The following is a 19,509-nucleotide window of genomic DNA, read 5'->3' as shown; positions in this document are numbered from 1 at the left end:
GCCGCATGGTCGCCCTAAAGGAGGCTTGGAGATTTGTTTAAGAAAAAAACGCATAACGATGTCAACAACTTGATAAGTGAAATAGAAAAGCTCAAGCAAGAGTCACAGCGAGAAAACTCTCATTCTTATCAAATATCATTTCAATCAGAAGATCGAGGGTTACAAAAATTAGTAGATTCTATGAATGAATTATTAGGTGCGTTACAAACAAAATATGAGAACCTTTATGAAAAACATCAAATTGTAACAGAACTTAATGGAATTGGAACATGGGATTTGGAAATGGAAAATGGTGTTCCAGCTAAAAGTAATGTTTATAATCAAATTTTCAGAAAGTCACTAGGGTATCAAGATGAAAGGGATTTTCCAAATACTTTTGAAAGCTGGTATAACACCATCGCAGCGGATGAGGTTAATGATGTAACTAGCGTTTATCAGGAGCATTTTTCTAGTAAAACAAGAAAACCATATGATATAGAATATCAAGGTATCAAGAAGGATGGAACGATCGAATGGTTTCGTGCAAAAGCAGAAACATTACGAGATGAACTAGGAGTTCCGTACCGAAATGTCGGCACATTAGTGAATATCCATAAAAATAAAATGAACACAATGAGAATACAAAATCTATTATCTCGCTTAGAACTAATTGAAAAGTCTCTAGGATTTAGTGTTACGACCCTAGAAGGAGCATGGGGGATGGAGTTGACCGAGAGCAATTTGGAAAATCAAGAAGGATGGTTCTCTCCACAATTTAAGCGACTACTTGGGTATGAAGGGGATGAGTTTCAGCCAAAAATGGATTCATGGTTGAATTTGGTTGAAAAAGATAATAGAGAAACCGTAAAGAGTAACTTTAAGTCTCAGCTTTATAATCATACGAATGAAATAGAATTTGATATGAAATTTCGAATGAAAATAAAAAATGGGGATTATAGATGGTTTACCATGTTGGTAAAAACAGTTCGTGATAACGATGGGAAGCCAACACTTGTCTCGGGAGTTCTACGTGATATCAATCATGAGATCAAACGGAAAGCATACGATGAGAAAATCGAAAGAGAGATGAACGATTTTACACACTCTGTCCGGGAACTTGCTGAAAATATTAATGACATATCAAATGAGGCAACAGAAATAGCGTATGAGCAAGAGGTAACATCGAAGTCTGCTGCTCAAGCAACAGAAAGCATCGAATTAACACAATCCGTAGCAGAATTAATTAAAAAAATTTCAAATCAAACGAACCTACTTGGTTTAAATGCATCAATCGAAGCGGCTCGTGCGGGTGAGCATGGAAAAGGGTTTAGCGTGGTCGCTCAAGAAGTTCAAAAATTATCTTCTCATTCCTCTGAAGCGGTTGGACAAATCGAAAATATATTAGATGATATCAATTCTTCTGTACGAAGTATTGTTATAAGTATTAATAATATGAGTAATAAAATCCAATCACAAGCTGCAGTTACTGAAGAAATTAATAACTCGACCGAGAATATTCATGGGATGTCTGGGAGACTATTGACTTTGATACAACAATTAAATGAATAGAAAATTATTTGGCGAAATAGCTATTTTGACATCGAAATTATCTTGAACTATATCATTATTAGCAATTAAAAACATACAACTTTTATCCAAAGGAGAGAATAACATGAAAATTGTAGCACTAGCAGGATCTATCGTCGGTTCAAAGACAAAAACAGCTATGCTTAAAACCGCAGAAATGCTTAAGCAAAAGTACCCAGAGCATGAAGTAACACTTCTAGATTTAGCCGAATATACAGTGGAATTTAGTGATGGGCGTAATTACTTTGAATATGAAGGAGATACGAAATATATTACAGAGACAATAATGACAGCAGATGCCATTATTATTGGGACACCAACATTCCAAGCATCCATTCCGGCAACACTAAAAAACATTTTCGACTTACTACCAGTTAATGCTTTCCGTGACAAAGTCGTTAGTAGCATTGTAACAGCTGGATCAGCCAAGCATTATTTAATGGTAGAGCAACAACTAAAACCGATCTTAGCTTATATGAAAGCTCACATCGTTCCAATTTATGTATTTATTGAAGAAAAAGATTTCTTGCGTAAAGAAATTGTGAATGATGATATCCTTTTCCGTTTAGAACGATTAGTTGAAGATACTGTATTAACAGTTGAAGCATTCGAGGCCATTCGAATGAGAAAAGACGAAGAATATGATTTTTAAGAAGAGTGGCTATCGGCTTTAAATAGTAATCTGTCAAGTTTAATTGGATAAGTAAGATTCTCTGATTTTACGTAAAAAATATCTCTAATCCGAGGTATTTAACTTGATTCTTATTCAGTTGAGTAGTAAAGTTAGAAAGTGCTCATGAAGAGATATTATTTTTTAGCTAAATATCTTTAATTAGAGAATAATTAAATGATTATATTGAAATAAAGAGATTAGGATTAAAGAATGGATTTGAGCATTTCGGCTATGATAATAGCTTCCGTCTATAAACTTGATTCTAAATACTGTCAGCAATAGTCATTATTCCGGGGAATTGGATTAAATCCCTAGCAACAGGATTCATGATTTCCGCAATTATTATGCATTTGAAGATAAAGGGGCAGTAGTTATAGTAAATAATTGGGTTGTTTTATTTAAAAAAATTAAACCAAAGCACCACCTTTCCGAATCGAGGTAATTATTTAAAAGTTATATACAATGCAATAAAATAAATGGATTTTTTCTTGATTCAAAACCAAACTAACTAATGATTAAAATATAACTTTAGTTATTAAGTGAATCATTGATCTCTTATAGGACAGCTGGGGCTTACCTAAAAACGCGGCGAATCAATTTTATAAACAATCACCTCAAATATTGCGTACTGAACGATGTTGCAAGGCATAATAAGAATCGTAAAGTAAAGAATATCTGACTTATTTAAAGGAGGTGGTTCAAACTAAACAAAAAGAGGGTGTCGTATATGGGACTTTTTAGAAAAATATTTGAAAAATCAAAGGAGAATAAACATATGTCAAATGTCAAATTAGCAGTAGTTTTTTACAGCATGGGTGGAACAAACTATCAATTATCGAAATGGGCGGAAGAAGGAGCCAAAGAAGCTGGCGCAGAAGTGAAAGTATTAAAAGTAGATGAATTGGCACCGAAATCCGTTATTGAAGGAAATGAAGGATGGAAAGCTACTGTTGAAGCAACGCAAGATGTTCCAGTTGCAACTTCAGAAGATCTTGAATGGGCAGATGCAATAATCTTTAGTGTTCCAACTCGATTTGGAAACATGCCATCGCAAATGAAACAGTTTCTTGATATTCAAGGCGGGCTTTGGGCTAGTGGTAAAACTGTTAATAAAGTTGTAAGTGCAATGACTTCAGCACAAAATCCACATGGAGGACAGGAGGCCACTCTTTTGTCATTATATACTTCAATGATGCACTGGGGAGCCATTATCGCAACTCCTGGTTATACAGATCAAGTTCTATTTGGAGCAGGGGGGAACCCGTATGGAACAAGTGTAACTGTAGGTCAAGATGGTAAAATGATTGAAGATGTTCAAGCAGCTGTTAAACATCAAGCAAAACGTACAGTGCAAGTTGCAGAATGGGTTAAAAAAGGAAATCAATAATTATAAAGGCTGACCGATAATTTTCGGTTGGCTTTTTTAGTTTGTGAAAAATTGTATAAAAAGTCTCGCACGTATCTTTAAGTATAGACCTCCGCAATGTTCAAAGCTGTCAGTTAGTAAAACGAAGGGATAAATGTTCTACAATTAGTAAAAATACCTGTTCTAGTCTACGGGTGTAACATTTTCATTTTATGTAATGACTAAAGCTCCATTTCTCACTTTAAACACCGAGGAATTGGGCTTTTTAATATGGGTTTTTAATTCAATTGTTATTGTAACCGCAATAGTGTATTATACATAGTATAAACCATATAGTGTATATCATATAGTATATAAATTGAGGTGGGTGAATGAGTAATTTATTGAATTCATTAACGACAGAGCTTAGGAGAGGAACGCTGACATTAGCCGTTTTAAGTCAATTACGAACACCCCAGTATGGATATTCACTTGTTCAGTTAATGGAGGAATCTGGCATTAACATTGATCAAAGCACCTTATATCCATTGCTTCGCCGACTAGAAAAACAGGAGTTAGTAACGAGCAGTTGGGATACATCTGAAAGCAGACCCCGTAAGTATTATGTTTTAAGTGAATACGGTTTGGAAATCTTTTTACAGTTAAAAAAAGAATGGATTAAAAATTCGGAAGAACTTTATGGTTTATTAAAAGGGGAGAAGGAAGATGAATTTAATTGAGGTTTATATACAGGAAGTCACTGGCAGGCTGCCTGAAAAAAATCGTGATGATATTGCACTCGAGTTACGGTCGATCATTGAGGATATGCTGCCCGATGATTACAATGAGGAAGATGTAAATGTAATTCTTGAAAAATTAGGGAATCCAGCAGCGTTAGCTAGTGGATATCGAGATCAACCAATGCATCTAATTGGACCGCGCTATTTTGATGTATATGCCTCTTTATTAAAAATGATTTTGCCGATTGCTGCTACTATTTCTCTGATCTCGGTCATTGCAGAATATTTTATAGGGTATCCTGCAGAAGAAACAGTAATTAATGTGTTTTTAGATATTATTGGTTTTGGTATATGGAAAATTATTGAGGTAGGCATCCACACCTTTTTCTGGCTAACGCTTGTTTTCGCCATCATAGAAAGAACTGATAAAGGAAAAGACCAGCAGCCATTATCCACAAGCCTTAAAAAATGGACACCTGAAGATTTGAAAAACATTCCTTATATTCCTAAGAAAAAAGCGATAACGAAGCTCGAAGTATTTGGCTATTTAATGTGGACGGCGATTTGGGCAACCCTTTATTTTTATGCAAATCATCTTGTAGGTATATATGAAGGCGGCGGAGATGGACTCGAATTCGTGATCCCAGCTTTAAATCAAGATGTTTTACTTCATTATTGGCCAATTGTTCTCATTATCATTGCAATCGAAATTGGGTTATCTCTCTACAAATTAATAAAGAGGCAATGGACGAAGAAAATGGCAATCTTTACTACTGCTCTTGAGCTTATCGCAACAGTTGTATTCATTGTCATATTTAGCAATCCGAATTTAATGAATCAAGAATTTATTACGTATATGAGTGGTTTATTCAACACAACAGCTACGCAATTTGAAACATGGCTAGTGGGAAGCGTAATAATCATATTTATTTTATCTGCGGCATTCAATGTATTCGATGGATTTCGTAAGGCTAGAATCCGTTAATTCGTATTTGTTTATAAAAGAGTAGTGCTTGCTCAATACGTGTACACCGATTTTAGCAGTCTTTGATCTTCCATAATATCATCTAACTTAAATCGTATTAGTTATTCAAGAAAATGGCCCTTAGAAAAGCTCAACTTCTCAATTTAACGTGGGAAAATGGGCTTTTTTATATTAACTTAGAGTGCAAAAAAATTTCTAAAGTGAAAAGCATGTAGCCTATCCAAAGCCATTTTGTTTAACCCGAATTTTTTAAGGGTAAGCTCCTAGTAATCGGTCAGTTAATCTGGATGGGATAATACTATCAAAAAGGATGTACTTTTAAGTTGAAAGGTTTCATTAATGTATAACTAACCAGATTAGGGACAAAACAATAATAAATGATTGAATTGGAGGTCTTACGGTGGCAGATGATTTCGAATTGAAGCCAAATGAGTTAGAGGTAGAACCGATATTTGAAGGGCGTACGTATGAGCGTCATCAATTTAAGTTTTCTATAAACGAGAATGAATATACCGGACATTTTCATAAAGGAGAAATTCAGTGGTTAAATCCACATCCAAAACAGGATCTTGGAGAGGAACAATTAAAATCACTTGAAACTCAGATTTACCAACTTATGCAGGAGCATGGGATTGCGGACGAAACAGAAGATCTTGAAATTAAACCAATGTTTGATGATAAACCCCAAGAGGCACATATATTTAAACTAACTATTCAAGGTAATGAATATAAAGGGGTCTTCCATGAGGGGAAAATACAATGGCTTCATCCAACGCCAAAACGCAACTTTAAGGAAGAGCATGTAGAAAAGATAGAAGAAAAAATTCACGAGAAAATGCAGTCGGAAAAATTGAAATAACATATGGAAATACTCTAGAAAGGGTACTCTTTATGTCGGTTAGTCCGCAAATCATTCCTGTATTATCTTTGCCAACAAAATTAAAGGTAATCGACACTCTCGCTTAATAAATGTTTATGGTTGAGTATTAACCTTGATTAATATATACGTTTATTCATAAGAGATGTTGATATGAATGAATTATTATAGCGTAGCATATTTTTGATTGCTCGTTTTTATGAACTTAGATTTTTTTGTGGCTTTGAAATCAGACTTTACCACATTTAAAGAATGTAAAGGATCCTTACCGTTTGTTATGATGTTAGGTTTGCCAATAACGGCAATAATGCTTATTACAGGATGAGATGGAAAGTTAAAGAGTTTTTACCTAAAAAATGAATTATACGTCTGCTTCATAGGAAAGATCTAGGAATAGTGGTAACCCTTAAGGTTAGGGTTATTCCTGTTCACCTTTCATCGGCCCATGAGTATTTGAGTAAGAGGTTGGGCTCCTTTTTTTAGCTAGATAAAAATCGATGTAATACTCTATGTAAAGGTGGATCACCTTCCCAGGCTAATATTGATATTTATATCGTCAATCGCGCTGCATCACAGATACAGCGCTTGAAGTCGTGCGTAGACTTTCCCAAGCCAAGAGTTCGTAAAGTGCAGTGATGTGAGCTTTTGAACACTTAAAAGAATGCTCTGGTGGAACCCTTTCCTTAATTTCTATGAATATGAATTATTATTTAAAGAATGGAATTTTATTCTTCTATCTTCGCAATGTCCATCTATTTAGATGGACATATCATTCCAATTATGTACTGCTATTGTTTCATACTTCAATATTTGAGAGTGGGATTCTTGGTAAACTGCAAGGTTCATTTTCAGCAACCTGTCCACTGTTCCTTAAGACATACACATAATAAGCCGCTGTTCAAAATTAATTAATTGACTTGATCATGATAAAGTCTATTTGTTTTTCATCACCCATATAAAAAGAATGGGCTCCAGTATGAATAAACCCCATTTTTTTATAAAAAGTGATAGCATTTTCATTTTTCTCCCATACACCCAGCCAAATTTTCTTTTTATTACGCTCCATAGCAATTTCTATCGCTTTATTTAGTAGATACTTACCAAGCCCTTGTTTTTGAAATTTGTTCCTAATATAAATCCTCTCAATTTCAAGTGATTCATCACCCATTTCTTCAGTCTGAGCATCATCGGTATTGACCTTTAAATAACCGGATACTTCATTATTAAAATAAATAAAAAAGAATTGCGTAGAAATATTGGATAATTCACTTTCTAATTGTTTTAAGTTTAAAGCTCTTTCCAAATAGGCATTCATATTCTCAGGTGAATTCTGATCTTTAAACGTATCGTTGAATGTTTCTATACTTATTTCTTGAAGCCTTTCTAAATCTTCACAATTGCATTTTTTTATTTTTATAGTCATTTACATATGCCGCTCCTTTATATAATCAATAAATTCTTTTGTTTCCTTTTTTTACAAATTCCCAGTCCTTTTCTACATTCCATCTCACTCTTTGAAGAAGTTGGAAAAGGGTATCTATATCTCTTTCAGAAAAACCATTTAATGCAACAGTATTGGAATAGTCATTTTCTTTTTTTATAAAAGTATAAACGTTATTTCCTTTTTCTGTTGGATAGATTTTTTTTACCTTTTTGTTATTTACATCATTTTTCTTTTCGATAAATCCATTCATTTCAAGCTTTTTTATAGCACGGGCCGTGGTTGTACGATCTACTTTTATCATTTCAGCTAACTTTTCTTGAATGATCCCATGGTTTTCACATATTCGCACGAGATATAAATACTGCCCTTTTGTTAAATCATATTCCTTAAATTCTGTATTACTTATAGAATCTAATGCCCTTGCGATCATTCCAATTTCACGAAGGATTTCCTTCATATTGGCCTCCTTAGTTTTTTAAAAATGTTGCAAATACAACAAAATGCAATATATATAATTTAAACTTATTTCGTTGCATTTGCAACAAAAATATAATGGAGATGGAGTTAGGTATGAAGTAATTTCAACATTAGCATGATTAATATCAACCTTTGGGCATTTCTTTCGCTTGGTAGGACTGTTTATATGAGGACTTGATAGTGGAGAAAATATTTGAATGGAAGATGTGTGAATACAATAAGGTACAGCTCGATATTCATGCTACCGAAACATACATCATTAAAGTACCACAAACAAAATAGTATGAGATAATTCGGTATTAGCTTTTTAATAACTAAACGGTTATTGAAAATTGAATATATAGTTAAAAACCTGACATAAGTATACGTCAGGTTTTGAGTTTAAGATATTTTTCTTGTTTTTCCGCATCTTACACACTTATCAGTGAAGTAATTATATTTATGTTTCTTGTAAAACTTACAAAGTAAAGCTTTAATGCTCATATGATGTATAACTCCTTTAGGTGTATCTTGAATCTAAATTTAAGATTATCACAAGGAGTTTATCAGTTAATTACAATGAGATTACGAATCGTTTATATTAAGATGTTTGTTATATTACATGTCGGGGCGGAGATGGTCTTTATTAGTCTTTTCTCTTTATATGGAAAATCATTATCTTAATGATTGACCTCGAACAAATCAAGAAAATAATCCATTGTTTCTTGGATTTGTTCCTTTGACTCGGTATATGGGATATCCACGACAGGTAAACCAATATTCCAACACGTTTTACGCTTAATCCAGTCCCGTTTTTTTCTTTCTGCAAAACCTTTAGGACCACCAAAAAATTCGTTTCTAAGGGGGGAATAGTGTTGTTTACCATTGAACTCAATCGCAAACAGTGGATAATGATTTTTACATACAAGAAAATCTAAATAAAGACGTTTTTCACTTCCTAAACGATCTAGGCACATTTCTTTTACAAACTGAATTTTCTTTTCTTCGAGCAAGTCCGTAATAAGATTAGCTCCGTGTGATTCTTTACTCTTTCTTTTACATTTAGGACACGTTTCTCCATTTTTAACTTTGATAGGTTGTATGAACCATTCGTGTCCTCTCGTACATAAGTGCATACCTTTCGTTCGCATAGCCTTATATCGTCCAATAAATGCTATATCTTTTCTGTTTTTCTCAAGAAAATCTAAATATTTTTGGTGATTGGGTGATGTTTTTTCACTTTGCTCCGTTATATGGTTTCCAGTACTCCATACATAAGGCTTAAGGATTTTGTCACAGTCGATAATATAGGCTTTTATAAATTTATTCTTCCATCTTTTTTTTAGAGATTGAATAAAATTTATATAATTCTCAAATGGAGCTGCTGAAACAGTTTTTCTTTTGATTAAATGCACACAGCTATAGCGATCTTTTAAGAAATAGATTATCTCGCCATTAAATACAACAAGCTTGTCATTATTTTGTAAAGTGATCTTGTATCAACTCCACATAGATATTTTTACAAACAGAAGCTATAAATTGGTAAACTGTCTAACAAGTGATGTTTTTTTCATTCAGTGGTAGAACACAAAAGTATAATTCATTGGTTACAATCACCTAAGTTGATCAAGAATACTAGTTTTGCTAAGCAAAAATATAATTATATACATATAATTTTACTAATTAATTTGTCTATAATCAATGTAACATAGAGAATGGTAATACAATGGGGTGTGAATGCATGAAGATAGATTTTACGGTACCGAATTTTTGACAGGGTAATATACTAAAATAAAAGGAAGTTTACATAAGTGAATCGGATGATAACTTGGCAATGATATTAATGTAAACATTCTGATTATGAAATGGTGTACTAGCGAAACATTACTTAAATAAGAATAAAATCAAATTAAATATAAATCTAATTTTGCGATAACTTTCTTTTGTTGTTAGAATAAACATAGTGGAGATATATGGAAAGGGGATAAAGATTCAAATGTGGATGAACTTGTAATGATTAGAAATAGGATAAGATAAAATTTCACTCTCATTTATGAGGGTTATTTAACTGTCTGTAATCATTCAAGGACTGCGTTGTTTGGTATCAAAACCCTCTTAAAAGAATGGACATCGTTTGTTGTCTGGCTTTTTAGTGGGATAAATATATCTTCTATTGACCTTATTTATGCGTCCTTCATTTGGAGGAATATGATAATGAACCAATTAAAAGATAAAATTGCAATTATTACGGGTGTAAGCCGTTTAAAAGGGATCGGAGCAGCTATTTGTAAGGAGTTGGCTGAAACGGGTTATCACATCTTTTTTACTTATTGGACGGAATATGATAAAGAAATGCCTTGGAGTATTAAATTAGACGAGCCATCAAAATTAAAAGAAGAATTAATGCAAAGAGGGGTTAAGGTATCAAGTATGGAGTTAGATTTAACGGAAGAAGATGCACCAGAACGACTACTTATAAATGTCGTAGAAAAACTTGGCTATCCGGATATTTTAATTAATAATGCAGCATACTCAACGAACAATGATTTTTCTAATTTGACTGCCGAGGAATTAGATAAACATTACAAGGTAAATGTTCGTGCGACAACGCTATTAAGTAGTCTATTCGCTCAACGCTTCGATAAGAAATCTGGTGGAAGAATAGTCAATATTACTTCAGGTCAATTTCAAGGACCAATGCCTGGTGAGTTAGCATACGCAACAACAAAGGGAGCTGTTGATGCACTAACTATAACATTGGCAGCTGAACTCGCCCCATTAGGTATAACAGTTAATGCGATAAACCCAGGTCCTACAGACACTGGATGGATGACAAAGGAAATAAAAACCCAATTAAAACCGATGTTTCCATTTGGTAGAATAGGTGAACCGAAAGATGCTGCAAAAATCATTAAATTTCTTGTGAGTGATGAAGCAGATTGGATTACAGGTCAGGTTATTCATTCAGAAGGTGGGTTTAAAAGATAAACTATACAAAAAGGCTCTTTACCTAGGGCCTTTTTTTTATTAAATAGTAATCTAGATATAAATTTGCGAGCTATTGTACTTATATTTAAGTAACAGATCTATTACTACATTAAAGTATAAGATGAAACACATAATTGAAGGCGATTTCACATACTAGGTTCTTAGAGGATTTGAAGATAAATAAGGTGTAGATGAATGAAATTAAAAAAGAGTTGGGTTCCAGTACTCATACGATTATCTATCAATATTAGGGAAGATAATAAGAATCCTTACAAAGGAAAAGGGAGAGATATGTGAACAATGTATTTACGATAGACTGCGGGGAAGTCTTACTGAGAGAATTTAGAATAGAGGATGTGGATGCTATTTATGAACTTACTTCGCAACCTGAAGTGTATACATTTTTACCAGATTGGCGTTCAACAAGGGAGCAAAGATTAGATTGGGTTACAAATTATGAGATACCTAGTAATAAAGAGTTTCTAGCTGTTGTTCCTCATATAAATGAGGAATTTTTAAAGCTGGGAATTATATTAAAGGCAACTGGTCAATTTATTGGTTTTTGTAATACGGGAATTAAAGAGGAACTAAGTGAACCGAACAGAGAAATTGCTTATGCTATTTCAACACAATACAAAAATCGAGGCTTTACTACACAAGCGGTAAAGGGATTGATAAAATATCTGTTTGAAAATACGGATGTTAAACAATTAAATGCCGTAGTTCTTCCACACAATACAGCTTCAAATAAAGTGATTAAAAAATGTGGATTTAGCGTTATAGGAATAGTAGAAATGGATGGAAAGCAGTATTATCATTACAATCTACACAAAGATGAATGCTAAAGCATTAAATAATTAAATTATTAAACAAACGGAACCTGTTAAGGACGACCTCCTCGAAATAAATAAATTTTTTATTCAAACTAACGAATATAGGCTTGAAATAAAGTGAAGCTATTTATAAAAGATAGATGACCTATATTTCATTCTTATTGAACTACAGGGGTAGGTATGTTCAAGAAGGGAATGTTTTTAATAATTTACGAAAAGAGGAATTGCTATGCAAAATAAACTAAGAAAATCATCAGCAGATAAGGCTTTATTTGGAGTCTGTGGAGGCATTGCTGAGTATTTTGGTATATCTTCGTTAGGAGTAAGGCTAATATTTATCTTTTTACCGGCTAATTTACTCATATACATCATTCTTGCTAATACAATGCCTAATAGTCCTCGATCTTTGTAAAGAATATATTGTGTTGATCTATGCTTACTCAACTATTGGGTTTTGAGACATAGCCGTAAAATAGGAGGTCAAATTATAGTTTATAAGGTGAAAGCGATTGTTAGATTAAATGCATTAACAGACCCTCTTTTAACTAAAGAGTTAAACAATACAAAATAACGGTAAGGGGTGATGAAGTGGGATTTTATTATTTGTTATTACTCCTTATAGGTGTTGTACTTCTTATTACAGGTGCATTATGGAAAAATGTATCTTGGTCAGTTAAAATCGTAATATTTTTATTTGTTGCTGGTATTCAATGTATTATATTGGCGCTTCTTTTGCTAATGCCAGGTAGTTCAGATGTTATCGCTCAACTGTTGAAATTGAAAGAATAGAAGTTATGAAACTAACTGTGTGACTCTGTAAGTAACCATCGATATGAATATTAGTTTTCGGTTTGGCGAAAACGCGTACTAGCCATTTAGGGAGAATTCTGCCACTCTTTCAAAAAATATATTTACTAAGATAGTTGCGGAATTCAAAATCTAAATACAAAGCCAAGGTGCTAGATTGCGTTCCGTTATATATTGAAAGGCGGAAAATAACATGAATGAATTAGATTATAAAAGTTTTTATGAGAAGGTTGGCAAAACAAACGGGTGGGATTTCAGCAAATTACAAGTTATGTTAGAAGGGGTTTTGTGGGATTTTAATGAAGAAATAAGGAAAAAATCTAAATCCTCTGATGTACTACTTGATATTGGAACTGGTGGAGGAGAAAATTTATTAAGTATCGCACACTCATTCCTATTCTTGATTGGTATTGATTTATCTTCTGCAATGATAGAAATGGCTCAAACTAACCTAAAGGAGTCTAATAGTTCAAATGTTCGCTTTTTCCAAATGTCATCTGACGAATTACAATTTCCACTAGAGCTTTTTGATGTAGTTACTTGTCGGCATGCACCTTTTAGTTCAACAGAAGTTGCTAAAGTATTGAAAAAAGATGGATACTTTTTTACTCAACAAGTAGGGGAAGGGGATAAAATAAATTTAAAAGAGGCATTTAAACGAGGACAATTAAATGAAGAAAATGGAGCATTACTTTCAAAATATGTCCGAGAATTAAAACAGGCAGGCTTTTCTGAAGTTACTACTTTTGAATATGATGCTACTGACTATTATCAAAGACCGGAAGATCTTATCTTTCTACTTAAACATACCCCTACCATACCTAACTTTGGTAAAGAAACAGATGATATAGAAGTGTTGAATGATTTTATAAAAAATAATAACACACCAAAAGGCATTCGAACAAATTCTAAAAGGTTTCTTATAATAGCAAGGAAGTAAGGATATATTTGATAGTTTTATTTAACAGCGTTCGTAGGTATCTTTGAAGTATATTAATTCTTTATCAAATAAAGCAACATGGTTTAATCTATTCTTCTTAGCTGTGCTCGGGATTGTCACAGTTGCTATATTTGCGGGTTCAATATCCCTAATCAGAACCATTAATGTATATCACTTAGAGCTTTGTTTTTCTTTATATTATTGGTTCGTAAAACGAGGTAGAATAGCTCAATAACGAAAAAACTTAACAAACAAAAGAAGCTCTTCTAAATGGAAATGTCAAAATTATTAAGCAATTTTTCGATGGAAGCCTTAAAGGAGAAAAAATAGGTGTTATTTTCGTCATCAAATAAGAGTAAATAAGGTTCTTCCCCTTTAGGAATGATAACGATCACTTCATTAATGAGAGTGTTTACCCATTCATTTTCTAAATGAACAGATGGCTCTAAAGGGATTTTAATCATATAACCATTGTCTGGAATAGGTTTGAATTTCTTAACAACATTATTTATTGTTTGAATGAATTTTTCAGATTCTAATTGTGCAACCCGATTTATTGGGATTTTTTCTGTTATCTTATTATTATCAATATCAAGGATTTCAATATATTTACTACTAGTAGCATTCACCAACAAAAAGCTAAAAAAGGAAAATACAAAAATGAATAGTAGCACAGTTTTGCGTAGCAAAAGGTATCACCTCAGGTAATAGTATTACCTGAGATTATTTTATTATGAAAACATAGATAGATTTTGTTGCGCTCTATGGTTATGATTAAACCTGACTGACAATATAGAATTATTGAATATTTGATCAGTAGGATAAAAATAGAACTGAGTAGTTTGGCATTCTAATTAATGTAAATAACCGGTCAGAGCAGGTTTCTCCATTAAGGCATGATAAAGGCTAATAGGGGGGAGATTTATGGGATTTTGGGTGGTTGCTGCTCTTCTTATTTTAATAATTGTATCAGAAAATGGTATTAATAAAATCCTTGGTGTAAAAAAAGAAAAAATTTCTGAAACTCCCGGCAAACGTATTGATCGATGGGGAAGAGGGATAATCCTCATTGTTTGTATTAGTACTCTACCGTTTGTTATTACAAGAGAAACAAACGTTATGAAGTGGTATTGGATATTCTATTTTGTTCTATTATTTGGATTCCAAGCTATTCTGGAATGGAAGTTTTTGAAGGATTCAAAGCGATTTTTACTACACTTATTTATCTCCTATTATGCATATTGATTTTATACAATATTGGATATTTAACCCAACTACTTGACTGAAAAAGATTATTAAAATATTGGTTATTACGGAAAGTTTTAAATCTAAGCAGAGATAGAATTAACATATATAAAGTAAAAATCGAAATTAGCGCAAATTGTAGTTTATATCAATTCGTTGAGTGTCATCGCATTGTCATCGATATGTTCAGTAAAACATTACATTTCTACTGGCTGGATTAGGGTAGTGATTTAACAAGGAGTGATTTCGTGAACATTCTTTATTACATGGTATAAATTTATTCTTCCTAGTTGTATTGGGTTTTGTTACAATTGCTTTTCTTTCCAACCCATCAGCAGATTCATTGTCACCTTTAAATGTTGTTAATTCTACGGGGCGATTATTGTTAGAACTGGAAAAGTAGTTCGAGGATTTTTTGATAGGAGTAATAATATAAGACATCACATCCAATCGAGTTTGGATAAATTCCCCTTCAAAGGGGAATCAGGAAATACAACATTGACAATAGTCATTACCAATGAAAAGTTAACTGCTGGTACTCTTCGGCAATTATCAAAACAAATTCATACTTCAATGGCTAGAGCCAATTACCCATTTCACATTATAGATGATGGGGATATTTCATTTATGGTGTCAACAAATGAAGTTGAGAATCCACAGTTAAACGCAAATACAGTAGGACTTATTGCCTCAGAAGTTGCTTAGGATGCTGTTTTAAGCAGTGTTTAGAATTAAAGTTTGAAGGAAAGTAACAATTCCTTCCATAATGCATAAATACACATGCAAATAACGACAACTAAAAAACATCAAAGGTACTACAAATAGAGAGCCGATTTTAATTTTGCACCTTAAAAGGGAACGTATTTATCTCTAGTTACTCGATTTGCTTAAGGGGATTTTTAAAAAAAGGAAAGCCGAATCTATTTAGTGAACAGAAATGTTACTTGAAGATAGCTGAGCTAATTGACGGCTCTTTTTCTAATCGAACTATGACGCAGTTTAGTTTAATAAGGAAGATGCTGAATTTAATAGTAATAAGAAGGATTATTAATAATCAGAGTGATAAATTAAAAATGTTTCGGTAAGTGACAGATGACTAAGGATAACAAACCATACGTAGTTGTACTTGCTGTACTAAATTGATTGGATTTTCAATATAATCAATCTTCCGCAAATAAGCTATATAATTGAATAATTTGCTTAGTGCAAACTAGGATTTATTTATACAACGCGAGAAGGAGAGACAGTCAGATAACTACATTTATCTAATGCTACCCCAGAAAAGGAGTGAAAATATTTGAGAGGTTGTAAAGCAATGCTATTCGATTTAGATGATACCTTACTAGATAGGGATCAAGCAGTAGATAAACTATTTTCATTGATTTTGGCAAATTGTTATAAAGAAGTTGAATATCCTTCAAAAGGTAAAATGCTGAAGAGATTCAAAGAATATGATAAAAGTTGCTACGGTGATAATAATAAAACGAAGGTTTTGGAACCATTTTTTGATGAATTTCCCCCCAATGATAGGATACCAACCCATTCCATACAAGATTTTTGGAATACTAATTTTCCTTATTGCTTTTCTGTGAGTCAACAAACAGTAAATATTATCGATTCAATAAAGAGACATGTTAAAGTTGCAATTATAACAAACGGCACAACCCAGAGACAAAAAGCTAAAATAATTAATACGAATCTAAATCGTTATTTTGATACAATCATTATTTCCGAAGAAGTGGGATTTAGTAAACCCGACAAACGCATATTTGAATTGGCATTAAATAGGCTTGAAGTGCCAGCGGAATCTGCATTATTCATTGGTGATGATATGGAAAAGGATATTGGAGGTTGTCAAAATATAAATATAAATGGCATATGGTTCAATCCTCACATGATTAAAAATGATACAGTAATAAAACCATATGACGAGATTAATTCATTTGATAGACTACTAAATTATCTTACGTAATAAGCAACCCTATAGGTTTCGTATTACAACGAGTTAATCGAAATGGTGGACGTGAACAGAACTTAAAAGGCGTTGTGTAATTAAGCAAAGGATTTAATTAAAAAAAGTGGGATTTAAGTCTGAAAGGTGATGACTGGAAATGAGTTGGTATGCAAATAATCATATATGTGTTTATTCAATGCGCCTTTTTTACGTGGACAATAGGTAGATGGAACTTTAATTGTTTTAATGTAGAGGTTGTTCATATATCTGATCAAGCAGAATCCCTGGTTCATTCTAATGCAGTTGTAGATACATAAATATTTATATAAGGTTGTGAAGCAGTACAGATCGTTGGGAGTGAAATTTTGAAAAAACTAATGTTTTTTTCTATTATACAAATTGTATTTTTAATTGTAAGCGGATGTGATAATAACCCTTTAAAGCAAATTAAAGCAGATTATTTTGATATTGGTTTTGGGCAGAGTATGTACGAAGGGAAAAATAAAGTGAAAAAAGAAACCGCTCAATCACTTGTGAATGCTTACAATCAAATAGAATATGTTGGACAAACAAACAAAGAAATTAATTACGATAAGGCGATAACGATAACATTTATTTATAATGACCAAATTTCAGGGGTATTAGTGGTAGATGATCAGGGGGTTTTTCAACTAAGAGATGGAGATGCAAATTATCAAATTGAGTCCAATAATGATATCTATGAACAGGCAATAGAAATATATAACAATGTGAAGAAACAATATTAAATATACGGGCTAAGGAAGCTGTTTTAGAATATATAAATGATTGACAAACTTATAGGATAAGAGGGAAAGATACGATGATAATTGAAAGAGTTACATCGCTCGATCAATATGAATTGAATATACTCATAGATGACAGCTTATCTGAAGGATATAAATTTATAAAAAGATTAGTGGACGAATATGCGGCGGAGTATAACAAATTTGATAGACATGGTGAAGCACTTTATGTTGCGAAAATAGAAGATAAAGTTATTGGAATTGGAGGGCTCAATATTGATCCATATCTTAGTTTTCCTTATGTAGGCCGAGTGAGACATCTATATGTATTACGTCAGAAAAGAGGTACTGGTGTTGGAAAGAGACTTTTAAACACAATAATTGATGAAGCAAGGAAGCATTTTCGAACACTTAGGCTATCATCTACTAATAACCTTGCTGCCGAAAATTTGTATATAAAATGTGGCTTCTCTAAAGTGGAAGGAATTCATAAAGCAAGTCACATATTGGAAATATCAAAATCTCATTAGTAGGAATTAGTGGTGAATAAAAGGGTGCGATATAAGAATTTTACTTATTTATTTAAATAGCGATGCAGAGTACCCCAAATTAGTGCTAAATTAAACAAAAGGACCATTATGGAGGAGTATTTTGTGATGAGGTTGCACTAGTATCAAAAATTTAGGAGGTTAATGATGGCAATTGGCATCGGTTACTAAATTGTATTGATAGGTCTTGTTATGTTGTTAGTTGGGATCTTTAAGAAAGAAGAAATAACTTAAGTGGATTAAACGATAGAACATGAAGTAAGTAGGTATATAAGGATAGTATAAAACGTTGTATTAGTCCTTCTTAGCTTTTGCCAGAATGGTATCTTAAAGAAAAATGTCCTTACCTATATTGATGGGAGAGTAGCTATATGGAACGAAAGATACAAGACTTGTTAAATGAGATATACCCATTAGATTTTATTAAAGTTGAATCAGTTACAAATGAAATGTATCGATGTATTGCAAAGCAAGGTAATTTCTTCGCTAGAATAACTAACTATAAAACCTATGATGAACAATTAGAAGAAGTTTCTTATACAAACTATTTATATAATAAAGGATTTGGTGTATCGCCAACAATATTATCTTTAAATGGTAAATTAGTAGAAAAGATAATAATCGATACGGAACTTTTGACTGTTTTATATAAAGCGGCTCCTGGTATACACTTGCCTAAAACCAAATGGAATGCCAGTGTACTAAAAGAATTAGGCCGTCAAATTGGTAAATTACATCGTCTGTCAAAGGAATATGAAGACAATAAGGCAATTAAGTTTATCAATGATTGGCATGATAACGAAGAATATAATTTTCTTAAATATATTCCTAAAGAAGAAAGTACGATAAGAGAAATTGCACATGATGTTTTATCTACAATAACAAACCTACCAAAAAGTTATTCAACCTATGGTTTGTTACATGGTGATTTATGGTTAGAAAACATATTGGTTGATAGTGATTTGAAATTGACTATGATTGATTTTCAAGATTGTGAGAAACATTTTTTTATATTCGATTTAGCAGTTCCGATCTATAGTGCTTTAGAGTATACGTTTGCCGGGAACGGTAATATTGTTGATTATGGTCGTGCTATAACAAACGCAATAATCGAGGGGTATCGAAAGGAAAATGAATTATCTCCAGAGATGTTAGAGAAGCTTCCTTTATTTATTAAATTGAAGGAGTTATTTGAGTACAGCTTAATGCATATGTATTGGGACAAAGAGAAGTTAACGGAGGAACAATTTCGAATAATGAACCATTTCAGAATGAGGATCGAACATAAACACTCTATCCTTATTTAACAAATTTTTGTTGGAAACAATCGAAGAAGGGAAAATA

At 32.7% G+C, this 19,509-nt stretch carries 21 protein-coding genes; 17 read left to right on the top strand and 4 right to left on the bottom strand.

The genetic code is table 11. The annotated features are described in order from the left end of the window. The first annotated feature begins 33 nt into the window (after positions 1 to 33). From BLE01S_RS07635 to BLE01S_RS20970, 6 genes are all read left to right on the top strand, one after another. On the top strand, positions 34 to 1,548 hold the full coding sequence (locus tag BLE01S_RS07635; protein WP_066139268.1) for a methyl-accepting chemotaxis protein: 1,515 nt from the start codon (positions 34 to 36) through the stop codon (positions 1,546 to 1,548). A 103-nt stretch (positions 1,549 to 1,651) separates the two neighbouring features. After that, positions 1,652 to 2,218 carry an NADPH-dependent FMN reductase gene (locus BLE01S_RS07630; protein WP_066139266.1) on the top strand — a complete coding sequence of 189 codons (567 nt, stop codon included), beginning with the start codon at positions 1,652 to 1,654 and terminating at the stop codon, positions 2,216 to 2,218. Between the two features lie 796 nt (positions 2,219 to 3,014). Then, complete coding sequence (wrbA, locus tag BLE01S_RS07625; RefSeq protein ID WP_066141024.1) at positions 3,015 to 3,626, top strand: NAD(P)H:quinone oxidoreductase; 612 nt, start codon at positions 3,015 to 3,017, stop codon at positions 3,624 to 3,626. Positions 3,627 to 3,976: 350 nt separating this feature from the next. After that, positions 3,977 to 4,324 carry a PadR family transcriptional regulator gene (locus BLE01S_RS07620; RefSeq protein WP_066139264.1) on the top strand — a complete coding sequence of 116 codons (348 nt, stop codon included), beginning with the start codon at positions 3,977 to 3,979 and terminating at the stop codon, positions 4,322 to 4,324. After that, positions 4,311 to 5,309 (top strand): hypothetical protein, encoded by a 999-nt coding sequence (locus BLE01S_RS07615; RefSeq protein WP_066139262.1) that lies wholly within the window; start codon positions 4,311 to 4,313, stop codon positions 5,307 to 5,309. The genes BLE01S_RS07620 and BLE01S_RS07615 overlap by 14 nt, the downstream gene beginning before the upstream one ends. A 400-nt stretch (positions 5,310 to 5,709) precedes the next feature. Next, a complete protein-coding gene (locus BLE01S_RS20970) occupies positions 5,710 to 6,168 on the top strand; it encodes a hypothetical protein (protein ID WP_066139259.1) in 459 nt (152 codons plus the stop codon). Between the two features lie 922 nt (positions 6,169 to 7,090). Here BLE01S_RS20970 and paiA read toward each other — a convergent pair. From paiA to BLE01S_RS21105, 3 genes are all read right to left on the bottom strand, one after another. Then, positions 7,091 to 7,609: a spermidine/spermine N(1)-acetyltransferase gene (paiA, locus tag BLE01S_RS07605; protein WP_066139256.1), complete on the bottom strand. Its 519-nt coding sequence runs from the start codon at positions 7,607 to 7,609 to the stop codon at positions 7,091 to 7,093. Between the two features lie 25 nt (positions 7,610 to 7,634). Next, complete coding sequence (locus BLE01S_RS07600; RefSeq protein WP_066139253.1) at positions 7,635 to 8,087, bottom strand: MarR family winged helix-turn-helix transcriptional regulator; 453 nt, start codon at positions 8,085 to 8,087, stop codon at positions 7,635 to 7,637. A 679-nt stretch (positions 8,088 to 8,766) separates the two neighbouring features. Continuing rightward, positions 8,767 to 9,237, bottom strand: coding sequence for a DUF2726 domain-containing protein (locus BLE01S_RS21105; RefSeq protein ID WP_238456038.1), 471 nt, complete (start codon positions 9,235 to 9,237; stop codon positions 8,767 to 8,769). Positions 9,238 to 10,297: 1,060 nt separating this feature from the next. On the opposite strand from BLE01S_RS21105, the gene BLE01S_RS07590 reads away from it, so the two are divergent. The 5 genes from BLE01S_RS07590 to BLE01S_RS07570 all read left to right on the top strand — a co-directional run bounded on the left by BLE01S_RS07590 (position 10,298) and on the right by BLE01S_RS07570 (position 13,654). Continuing rightward, the gene (locus BLE01S_RS07590) at positions 10,298 to 11,074 is read left to right on the top strand and encodes an SDR family oxidoreductase (RefSeq protein WP_066141021.1); all 777 of its coding nucleotides are present in this window, start codon (positions 10,298 to 10,300) and stop codon (positions 11,072 to 11,074) included. A gap of 293 nt (positions 11,075 to 11,367) precedes the next feature. Next, positions 11,368 to 11,919: a GNAT family N-acetyltransferase gene (locus BLE01S_RS07585; RefSeq protein WP_066139247.1), complete on the top strand. Its 552-nt coding sequence runs from the start codon at positions 11,368 to 11,370 to the stop codon at positions 11,917 to 11,919. 217 nt (positions 11,920 to 12,136) lie between these two features. Next, the gene (locus BLE01S_RS07580) at positions 12,137 to 12,319 is read left to right on the top strand and encodes a PspC domain-containing protein (RefSeq protein WP_066139244.1); all 183 of its coding nucleotides are present in this window, start codon (positions 12,137 to 12,139) and stop codon (positions 12,317 to 12,319) included. Between the two features lie 176 nt (positions 12,320 to 12,495). Further along, a complete protein-coding gene (locus tag BLE01S_RS07575) occupies positions 12,496 to 12,696 on the top strand; it encodes a hypothetical protein (protein ID WP_066139240.1) in 201 nt (66 codons plus the stop codon). A gap of 211 nt (positions 12,697 to 12,907) precedes the next feature. Next, a complete protein-coding gene (locus BLE01S_RS07570; RefSeq protein WP_066139237.1) occupies positions 12,908 to 13,654 on the top strand; it encodes a class I SAM-dependent methyltransferase in 747 nt (248 codons plus the stop codon). 266 nt (positions 13,655 to 13,920) lie between these two features. Here BLE01S_RS07570 and BLE01S_RS07565 read toward each other — a convergent pair whose 3' ends face one another. Then, positions 13,921 to 14,343, bottom strand: a complete 423-nt coding sequence (locus BLE01S_RS07565; RefSeq protein WP_066139234.1) for a hypothetical protein — start codon at positions 14,341 to 14,343, stop codon at positions 13,921 to 13,923. Positions 14,344 to 14,578: 235 nt separating this feature from the next. Between BLE01S_RS07565 and BLE01S_RS07560 the strand changes: the two genes are divergently transcribed. The 6 genes from BLE01S_RS07560 to BLE01S_RS07535 all read left to right on the top strand — a co-directional run bounded on the left by BLE01S_RS07560 (position 14,579) and on the right by BLE01S_RS07535 (position 19,472). Then, on the top strand, positions 14,579 to 14,899 hold the full coding sequence (locus tag BLE01S_RS07560; RefSeq protein ID WP_066139231.1) for a DUF4181 domain-containing protein: 321 nt from the start codon (positions 14,579 to 14,581) through the stop codon (positions 14,897 to 14,899). Positions 14,900 to 15,355: 456 nt separating this feature from the next. Further along, positions 15,356 to 15,604 carry a P1 family peptidase gene (locus BLE01S_RS07555; protein ID WP_066139228.1) on the top strand — a complete coding sequence of 83 codons (249 nt, stop codon included), beginning with the start codon at positions 15,356 to 15,358 and terminating at the stop codon, positions 15,602 to 15,604. 610 nt (positions 15,605 to 16,214) lie between these two features. Further along, positions 16,215 to 16,871, top strand: coding sequence for an HAD family hydrolase (locus BLE01S_RS07550; RefSeq protein WP_066141018.1), 657 nt, complete (start codon positions 16,215 to 16,217; stop codon positions 16,869 to 16,871). Between the two features lie 347 nt (positions 16,872 to 17,218). Beyond that, the gene (locus tag BLE01S_RS07545) at positions 17,219 to 17,620 is read left to right on the top strand and encodes a hypothetical protein (protein WP_066139225.1); all 402 of its coding nucleotides are present in this window, start codon (positions 17,219 to 17,221) and stop codon (positions 17,618 to 17,620) included. Positions 17,621 to 17,694: 74 nt separating this feature from the next. After that, positions 17,695 to 18,147 (top strand): GNAT family N-acetyltransferase, encoded by a 453-nt coding sequence (locus BLE01S_RS07540; RefSeq protein WP_066139223.1) that lies wholly within the window; start codon positions 17,695 to 17,697, stop codon positions 18,145 to 18,147. Between the two features lie 389 nt (positions 18,148 to 18,536). After that, complete coding sequence (locus tag BLE01S_RS07535) at positions 18,537 to 19,472, top strand: phosphotransferase enzyme family protein (protein WP_066139220.1); 936 nt, start codon at positions 18,537 to 18,539, stop codon at positions 19,470 to 19,472. The last annotated feature ends 37 nt before the right edge of the window (positions 19,473 to 19,509 follow it).

Origin of the sequence: Lederbergia lenta NBRC 16444, assembly GCF_001591545.1 — a bacterium.
In the GTDB taxonomy this organism is placed as follows: domain Bacteria; phylum Bacillota; class Bacilli; order Bacillales; family Bacillaceae_C; genus Lederbergia; species Lederbergia lenta.
This window is presented reverse-complemented; position numbering and strand designations above follow the sequence as displayed.

Bases quoted from the DNA above. Each gene is read 5' to 3' on its own strand.
- wrbA (WP_066141024.1), top strand. From the start codon at position 3,015: ATGTCAAATGTCAAATTAGCAGTAGTTTTTTACAGCATGGGTGGAACA.
- BLE01S_RS07535 (WP_066139220.1), top strand. From the start codon at position 18,537: ATGGAACGAAAGATACAAGACTTGTTAAATGAGATATACCCATTAGAT.
- BLE01S_RS07560 (WP_066139231.1), top strand. From the start codon at position 14,579: ATGGGATTTTGGGTGGTTGCTGCTCTTCTTATTTTAATAATTGTATCA.
- BLE01S_RS07630 (WP_066139266.1), top strand. From the start codon at position 1,652: ATGAAAATTGTAGCACTAGCAGGATCTATCGTCGGTTCAAAGACAAAA.
- BLE01S_RS07540 (WP_066139223.1), top strand. From the start codon at position 17,695: ATGATAATTGAAAGAGTTACATCGCTCGATCAATATGAATTGAATATA.
- BLE01S_RS07550 (WP_066141018.1), top strand. From the start codon at position 16,215: ATGCTATTCGATTTAGATGATACCTTACTAGATAGGGATCAAGCAGTA.
- BLE01S_RS07615 (WP_066139262.1), top strand. From the start codon at position 4,311: ATGAATTTAATTGAGGTTTATATACAGGAAGTCACTGGCAGGCTGCCT.
- paiA (WP_066139256.1), bottom strand. From the start codon at position 7,609: ATGACTATAAAAATAAAAAAATGCAATTGTGAAGATTTAGAAAGGCTT.
- BLE01S_RS07600 (WP_066139253.1), bottom strand. From the start codon at position 8,087: ATGAAGGAAATCCTTCGTGAAATTGGAATGATCGCAAGGGCATTAGAT.
- BLE01S_RS07580 (WP_066139244.1), top strand. From the start codon at position 12,137: ATGCAAAATAAACTAAGAAAATCATCAGCAGATAAGGCTTTATTTGGA.
- BLE01S_RS21105 (WP_238456038.1), bottom strand. From the start codon at position 9,237: ATGCGAACGAAAGGTATGCACTTATGTACGAGAGGACACGAATGGTTC.
- BLE01S_RS07570 (WP_066139237.1), top strand. From the start codon at position 12,908: ATGAATGAATTAGATTATAAAAGTTTTTATGAGAAGGTTGGCAAAACA.
- BLE01S_RS07620 (WP_066139264.1), top strand. From the start codon at position 3,977: ATGAGTAATTTATTGAATTCATTAACGACAGAGCTTAGGAGAGGAACG.